Origin of the sequence: Mangrovihabitans endophyticus, from assembly GCF_014646155.1 — a bacterium.
Lineage (GTDB): Bacteria > Actinomycetota > Actinomycetes > Mycobacteriales > Micromonosporaceae > Actinoplanes > Actinoplanes endophyticus.
This window is the reverse complement of sequence record NZ_BMMX01000015.1, coordinates 144,435-151,696: the sequence shown is the minus strand read 5'-3', so window position 1 is coordinate 151,696 and position 7,262 is coordinate 144,435. Positions and strand designations below refer to the sequence as shown.

Sequence of the window (7,262 nt, the reverse complement as noted above, 5' to 3'; positions counted from 1 at the left end):
TACCCGTCGGCGGCCGACGTCAGGTCAGCGCCCAGGGTGGTCACTGCGGCGGAGAGCCGGTCCAGGTCCGCCGCCCATGCCTCGTCGGCTTGGTGCGAGGCGGTAGACGCCGACCAGCCGGGTGTGCCTGTCACCGCGAGCGCGCCGCGGGCGGCGGCCATCGCCTGCCGCAGGGCCGCGCCTGCGTCACCGGCCTCACCCCCGACGTGCCGCAGCGCCGAGACGTCGACCTCGAACCCGTCCACACGTACCTCCCCGACAAGTACGTCCTCAGCGGACGTTAGTAGCGCCAGGGATGGTCATGAGTCAATAGATTGCGTGCCAATGTTTCCTCGCGGCGTGTTGCAGGCCCCTCTCGGCTTGTCGCGTGCCGGCCGACCCCGGCTGGCTTCCGCCGCCGCCATGACGGTCGGTGCGGCGGTGTGACGGCCAGCCGGGCGATCGGCACCGGGTGTCAGCAGGAGGCCAGGCTGTAGTTGAAGAGGGTGTCGACGTCGCCCTCGGTGGTGTTCATCGACATCCTGCTGGTGCCGCTCGATGTGCCGGCGTCGACCCGCAGTTCGGTGTTGATGTTGAGAACACTCGCCGAGCCGCACGCCGCATACGTGAGCACGGGTGCCACGTCCCACGTAGTCCAGAGACCGTTCAAGGGGCCGGTGAACGTCGCATCCTTGCGGTCGGTTGACGACGAACCCTGCCAGTAGTAGCTGGTGCGCTGCAGGGCGGTCGCGCCGGACAACAGGCTCGCCTTGCCGCGGTAGTTGGCCGAGGCGATCGCGATGGTCCAGCCGCTGGGGATGGTCACCAGAACACCGAGCTGGCAGTTCTTGCGGCGGTCGACGGCGGCCGCATCACTGCCGGCCTTGGCGGCGAAATCCCGGTACCTGACCCGGAATCCGGTGTTGTCACCGTTGCTCGCGACCGTCGCGGTACCCGGTGCGCATCCCGAGCCGTTGCTCGCGATCACCTCGACGGTGATCGCCGCGGTTGCGGCGTCGGTCGCGTCGGTCGCGGCGTGGGCGGGTGTGCCAAGGGGCAGAGCCAAGGCCGTGGTCAGCACGGCCGCCATCACGCGATTGCTGTTCTTCATGGACTTCCTTCCGGGGGAACGGGTATGCACCGGGCACGCCTTATCGCGTGCCGCAGTATTGGACTCTGGGGTCATTCAAGAACGGCGGTCATCGCATCAGCGACAACCGTAGTGGCGACCATCGGACATTCACAAGGGTCAATTGTCCTCTGATCTTCATCCAATTGATCAATTCTCGCGAATGCCTGGTCAGGGATTGGACAAATAGGAATGAAAGGTTCAAGAATGATGCGCATAGGCGGCTTTTGCCAGCTTTATTCCTGGCTTTCCCCTTTTTCGATTGGCATCAAGAACTCCTCGGATGCTGGCGGAGGCTGTTGACTTCTATTGAAGTGCATCAATAGCTTTGCCTTGTCCGTTCCCGATCCCGAAGGGGATGAAAATGAGAAGACTTTTAACCCGCGGATGCGTGGCTCTGGCGCTGTTGGCGTCGTCGCTGCTCATCGCAACCCCGGCCAACGCGCTGGTCGTCATCGTCGACCCGCCGCCCTCCGACGAGATCACCATCGAACTGGTGGCAATGGCCGGCTCGGGCTGCGCGCCGGGCACCGCCGACGTGGCGATATCGCCGGACAAGTCCGCGTTCACCGCGATCTACAGTGCCTACCTGGCGCAGGCGGGGCCGGGCGTTGCGGTCACCGAGAACCGTAAGAACTGCCAGCTCAACGTTTTGGTCAACGCGCCGGCAGGCTTCACGTTTGCGATCGCCAAGGTCGACTATCGCGGTTATGGGTACCTGCAGAACGGTGCGGTCGCCCAGCAGCGGGCCAACTACTACTTCCAGGGCATGTCGGTCGGCAGTTACGCGACCCACGCGATCGGCGCGCCGCTGGACGACAACTGGATCGCCACGGACGAGGTCCCGATCGCGTCCCAGATCTTCCGCCCGTGTGGTGAACAGCGCAACCTCAACATCAACACCGAGTTGCGGGTCAGCAAGGGCACCTCGACCGATGTCAGCTATCTGACCATGGACTCCACCGACGGCAGCATCGAGACCGTCTACCACTTCTCGTGGATGCGCTGCTTGTAAAGGCGAGTGATGGAAGGTGATGGTGGCGGATCCGCAACGTTCGCCACCATCGCCGTCTCATCCACGCGGAACCGACCGGGCTCGGCAGCGAAGCCCAGGTCGACGACCTGGGCTTCGCGGTGTGACGTCAGTTCATCCGGTCAGGTCACGGGGTCGTACACGGGGCTGCCGGTCGGGTCGTAAGGCGTCAAGACGAAGCGCTGGTTGGTGGGCGCAAAAATGCTTCCACTGCACCGCGAGACGATGATCTTCTCGTTGTCGGGAGGATCGGCGACTGCTCCAGAGCCGACCGTGAGGCAGAGGTCGGGGCGTAGCTCGCTTCGCAGGCGGACCTGGTTGTTGCCCACGTCCTCCACGCTCCACCACTGGCTGTCGCCGGCCTTGCAGTCGAACACGACCACATGCCGGCCGGGGGCGGGGGCGTTGCTCCGATAGATGTCCAGGCATCGGTAACTGTCCACGCCGTGGAACTGGATGGCATGGTCCCCGCGTTCCCGCACGTACCAGCCCTGGTTGTCCTGGCGGTTGCGGTGGTGCATTTCGACCGCGCTGTTGTTGCCGGTGCGCCCGCCTCGCACATCGAACACGCCACCGTGCCGCATGCTCTCCACCGAGTGGTAGCCGACCGCGGAGTCGGCCGCCCCGTAGCGATCGCGCGACCTCGGAAGTCCTCCGGCCACGGCCGGGGCGAACATGAACCGCTCGTTCGCGTCGCGATCGCACGGCCAGACGATCAGCCGCGAATTGTCGGGGGTGTCGCGCGCACCGGCGACGTTGAGGCACAGGTCGCTGCGCAGCACGCTGCGCACCCGGAACTGGTTGTTACCGAGCCCTTCGAGCCGCCAGCGCTGGCTCCGGCTGGTGTCAGCCCTGTTGCGGCTCACTGCGGATCCCTTGCAACGGAAGATGACTACCCTGCGTCCGGCAGCGGGCCGATTGCTCCGGTAAATATCCAGACACCGGCCGCTGTCCTCGCCACGGATGTCCACCGTGCCGTCGTCGTACACACCCAGACGCCAGCGCTGGTTGTCCTGGCCGTTTCGGTGGTAGGTGCCTACCGTGCTGTTGTTTCCGGTGCGGGCGCCGTTGACGTCGATCAAACCGCCGGCCTGCATGCTTTCAAGGGCCATCGGTTCGCAGGCCACCGTGGGCTGGCTCGGCGCCCGCAACGTGTTGACCGCGACCGGCCAATGGTCGCTGACGAAGTGCTCCCCCCTCGTCGTGCTCGCGGTGGGCACGTCTTGTGAAGCGACCACATAGTCCAACTCGTTGCCGTTTATGTGGGTCGGCAGATCCGTCCGGTAGATGGTTGAACCTTCGGGACGGGTGAGACTTTCGGGACTTCTGTTGAAATCCCCGGCAACCACCCAATGCCGGTTTTCTTCGGTGACGTTCTGGACCGTTTGCAACATTCCTTGAGCGTCGCGTCCACCCTGCCCTAGCCCCGCAACGCCGTGGAACGTGTAATACCAGGTGTTCCCCAGTCGGACACCCAGCAAATGACGCCCTTCGACATCCCTGTTGTCAATTATTCGCAGTTCGTCCGCGGGCCTGTCCGTGATAATGGCAACATTCGTTCGCCCTCCCGTGCCGGGCCTGCCGGCGGCTGCGGTGCGCAGGAAATAGACGTTCGCAAACCCTGTGCAATTTTGGCGATCGGTTCCTTCAATGTTCCACAAGTAATGCCGAACGGTGAAGGTGCGAGCTGTGTTGACCGCGTCCACCTGTACTTCCTCAAGGCTCCCCCAAACCTCGGGTGGTCCCGAACCGACCTCCTGTAAGGCCAGCACCGGACGCGGGTTACCCCTCATCCAGTTGCTCGCATTCACCCATTTCCCGGAGTTTCCTTGGTCTGTGTCTTCCCCTTCCATGTTCCACGTCACCAGCGGGGTGTCACTGATGTCTTCGGCCAGCGCCGGACTCGGGGCAAGCGTGGCCTGCCCGACCACGAGGCCGAGCGCCATTCCCAGCGCACCTAGTGCCGCGGTGATCCGGCGCATGTGTCGCCGCTGTCGATTCACGTGATCTCCTTCTGCACGGGGCAGCCCGATGAATCGGACTGGCTGCCCAGTTTCCGAGGCCGTGAGCCGCGAGACATCTGTCATGTGACGACGGTTCGACCGCGGAGACCGGCGGAAATCCGCCTCAGAGATCGGCGGGGATGGCCCCGGGATCGCGCTGAAACGCCGCCCGGGCGATCTCCACGCGGCTGCTCATGCCCAGCTTCGCGAGGATGCGCGAGATGTGGGTCTGCGTGGTGCGGCGGGTGAGGAACAGTTGCAGGGCGATGTCGGAGGTGGAACGCCCGGACGCGACCAGGAGCGCGACCTTGTGTTCGGTGGGCGTCAGGGCCTCCCAGCCGTGCGTGGCCCGCTTGGCCCGCCGGCCGCGCACGCCACGCCGGACTCCGTACCGCCGCAGGCGAGCTTCGGCCCGCCGGATGTCCCACGCGGCTTCCATCTCGCCGTAGACCTCGACGGCCTCGTTCACCGCAGCTCGTGCCGCGGACGTGTCGCCTCGCTCGGCGAGGACAACCGCCAGATCCTCCAACGCTCCGCCCAGTTCCACCGGCACGCCGACCGTGCGGTAATGGTCCGCCGCCGCTCGCAGACGCACGGGGTCGTTCTCGTGGAGCCCCGCGGACCAGTCGGCGGCCGCCGTGGCTCGGGCCGGCACTTGCTCCGCGTCCGCCTCGGCGCGGCACGCGTCCACCGCGGCCTGGGCGGTGGAACCGTCGCCGACGGTGTGCGCCACCCGGACGAGCGCGGGCAGCCACTGATGCACCAGGGTCATCTCGCCGGGCCGCCGATCCAGAAGGCCGGCCAGGTGGCTGAGCGCCCGACGGTGGTCACCGTTCTGCTCGTCCACCATCGCCTGTGCGACCAGAAGGAAGTCGGTGTTCTCCCGGTCGGCGGCAGACTCGGTGGGCGGTCGGAGCCAGCCCTCCCGCAGATGTTCAGCGGCCATGGCGCGCCGACCACGCCGTGCGGCGATGAGCGCGGAGACACCGTGCCATAACCACACCGGGCCACGCTCGCGCAACCCCCGGTAGGTGGCCGCGGAGATGCTCTGATCCATCGAGTTGAGTTCGGCGAGCGCGTCGTCCCAGTGTCCCCGCCAGAACATGAGCACCGCCGCGGTGATGCTTGAGGTGACGTCGTCCGGGCGGTCCGGCCCGAGGTGGACGTGCCGCGCCTGGCGGAGGGTCTCCTCGGCATCCGCCCACCGGGCCAGATTCTGCAGGGTGAAGATCCGGGCGTTGAGCGCGTACGCCCGCAGATCGGTGTGCTCGCTCGCGGTGCCGACCGTGTCGAGCGCCCGGTCGAGGCAGGCGAGGGCGGACAGGTGCTGTCGTCGTACGGAATGGCTGAGCCAGAGATCGGTGAGGGCGTAGGCGATGGCGAAGGTGTCCCCGCTGGCTTCCCCGATGGTCAGTGCCTGTCGCGCCGTGCGGTCGGCGGCGTCCAGTGCTCCCCGGCCGGCCCGTTCGAACATCGCCAACGAGGCCAGCATCCGGGCACGCCAGATGTCTGGCTGGTCGGGCCGGGAGAGTGCCTGTTCGAGGGCGGCGACTGCCTCGTCGTTGCGCCCCCCACTGAACAGCGCACGAGCCAACAGCCAGGACAGTCCCGCCCGATCGGCCGGCTCGGTCGAGGACGCCAGCGCCTGCCGGGCCCGCGTGACAGCCTCCTCGTGCTCGCCCGTACCCACCAGGATGTGCGCGAGCGCTCCGCTGAGTTGTGCCTGGTCGCGGGTATCCGCCTCCCGGTGCCCCAGCTCGCGGCGCAGCAGATCGGCGGCGACGTGCGGCGCTCGAACCGCCAGCACCGGGACGGTTTCCACCAGCCAGTGCCGGGTCCAGTGGTCACCGGCCAGATCCGCAGCGTGCAACTGCTGCGCGACCCGCTGCGGTCCGGCGCCCGTGCGGACGAGCGTCTGGGCCACCTCCCGGTGCAGCGCGCTGCGCAAGGCGGTCGGCATGTCGTCGTAGAGCGCCCGGCGGATCAACGGGTGCCGGAACCGCATGCGGCTGCCCGCGTCCACGAGGACGCCGGCGGCCAAGGCGTCTTCGACGTCGCAGGCGATGTCGATCGCGGACCTTGCCAGCACGGCCGACACTTCGGTGACGGCGAAGTGCTCGCCGAGCAGCGCGGCCACCCGCAGCATGTCGGTGGCACTCGCCGGCACGAAGCTCAACCGGCTGGCCAGGGCCGCGCTCAGTGACTTCGGCACGGCGCCGTTCGGCGTACGCACCTCGGCCTGCTGGCCGACGCGGATCTGACCCTCCCGAACGAGGGCTTCGACCAGTTCCAGAACATAGAGCGGATTGCCGGCCGCCTGCGTGGCCAGCTCGGACAGGACGGGACCGGGTGGCGCCCCGGTCGCGTCGGCGATCAGATCCCGGACCGCTTCGGCGGCCAGCGGTCCCAGGGTCAGAGGCACGACGTCCCGGCTGTGGATGATGGTGCGCAGTCGCTGCATGCCGGGCCCGCGAGGCACCGGCCGGAATGCCAGCACCAGCAGCAACGGTTGGTGCGTCGCGTTGGTGATGAGCCGGCGGCAGACGTCGAGCGACGCATCGTCGGCCCATTGGATGTCGTCGAGCACGATCATCGTGGGCGCGGCGGCGCACGCCTCGTCCACCAGCCGCAGAATCATCTCGGCCGCGGCGGCGGGCGTTTCGCTGCTGCGGGCGGGGTCCGGCCATCTTGCCTGCGGCAGTTCCGCAGGACGTACCGGGCGAGGGCCGGACTCGTGCTGCGTGACGTCCAGGCAATCCAGCAGCAGTCGCAACGGCACCGGATAGGCCAACTGGTCCGCCGCGCCGCGCAGCACCGTGCAGCCGGATTGCTCACCCGTCGTCGCGACCGCATCGATCAGGGTGGACTTGCCGATGCCGGGCTCACCCTCCACCGCGAACACGCCGCCCGTTCCAGCCTGCAGCGCCGCGATGCCTTCCGCCATCACGGTCAGCTCGGTCCGGCGCCCGAGGAGGTTCACCGTCCGTGCACGCGGCATCTTGGACTCCCACCGCTTCGGTTACATGCCGACGCTCACGGTATCGACCGGTGTCATCAGGGTCGGACGGAAAACCGGCGCTTTCCGGCCGGATCAGCGACACTTGCCGGAGCCCCGAAA

The 7,262-nt window shown here is 67.3% G+C and carries 5 protein-coding genes; 1 reads left to right on the top strand and 4 read right to left on the bottom strand.

Features of this window, described 5'->3' with window-relative positions; translation table 11 throughout:
* A partial coding sequence (locus IEY73_RS18090) for a hypothetical protein (RefSeq protein WP_189080404.1) occupies positions 1–245 on the bottom strand: 245 nt, incomplete at its 3' end.
* A gap of 209 nt (positions 246–454) precedes the next feature.
* Positions 455–1,090 carry a DUF4360 domain-containing protein gene (locus tag IEY73_RS18085; protein WP_189080403.1) on the bottom strand — a complete coding sequence of 212 codons (636 nt, stop codon included), beginning with the start codon at positions 1,088–1,090 and terminating at the stop codon, positions 455–457.
* A 382-nt stretch (positions 1,091–1,472) separates the two neighbouring features.
* Between IEY73_RS18085 and IEY73_RS18080 the strand changes: the two genes are divergently transcribed.
* Positions 1,473–2,123: a DUF4360 domain-containing protein gene (locus IEY73_RS18080; RefSeq protein ID WP_189080402.1), complete on the top strand. Its 651-nt coding sequence runs from the start codon at positions 1,473–1,475 to the stop codon at positions 2,121–2,123.
* Between the two features lie 140 nt (positions 2,124–2,263).
* Here the strand turns inward: IEY73_RS18080 and IEY73_RS18075 are convergent, their stop codons facing one another.
* Positions 2,264–4,144 (bottom strand): RICIN domain-containing protein, encoded by a 1,881-nt coding sequence (locus tag IEY73_RS18075; protein ID WP_189080401.1) that lies wholly within the window; start codon positions 4,142–4,144, stop codon positions 2,264–2,266.
* Positions 4,145–4,268: 124 nt separating this feature from the next.
* The gene (locus IEY73_RS18070; RefSeq protein ID WP_189080400.1) at positions 4,269–7,142 is read right to left on the bottom strand and encodes an ATP-binding protein; all 2,874 of its coding nucleotides are present in this window, start codon (positions 7,140–7,142) and stop codon (positions 4,269–4,271) included.
* Positions 7,143–7,262: the final 120 nt, after the last annotated feature.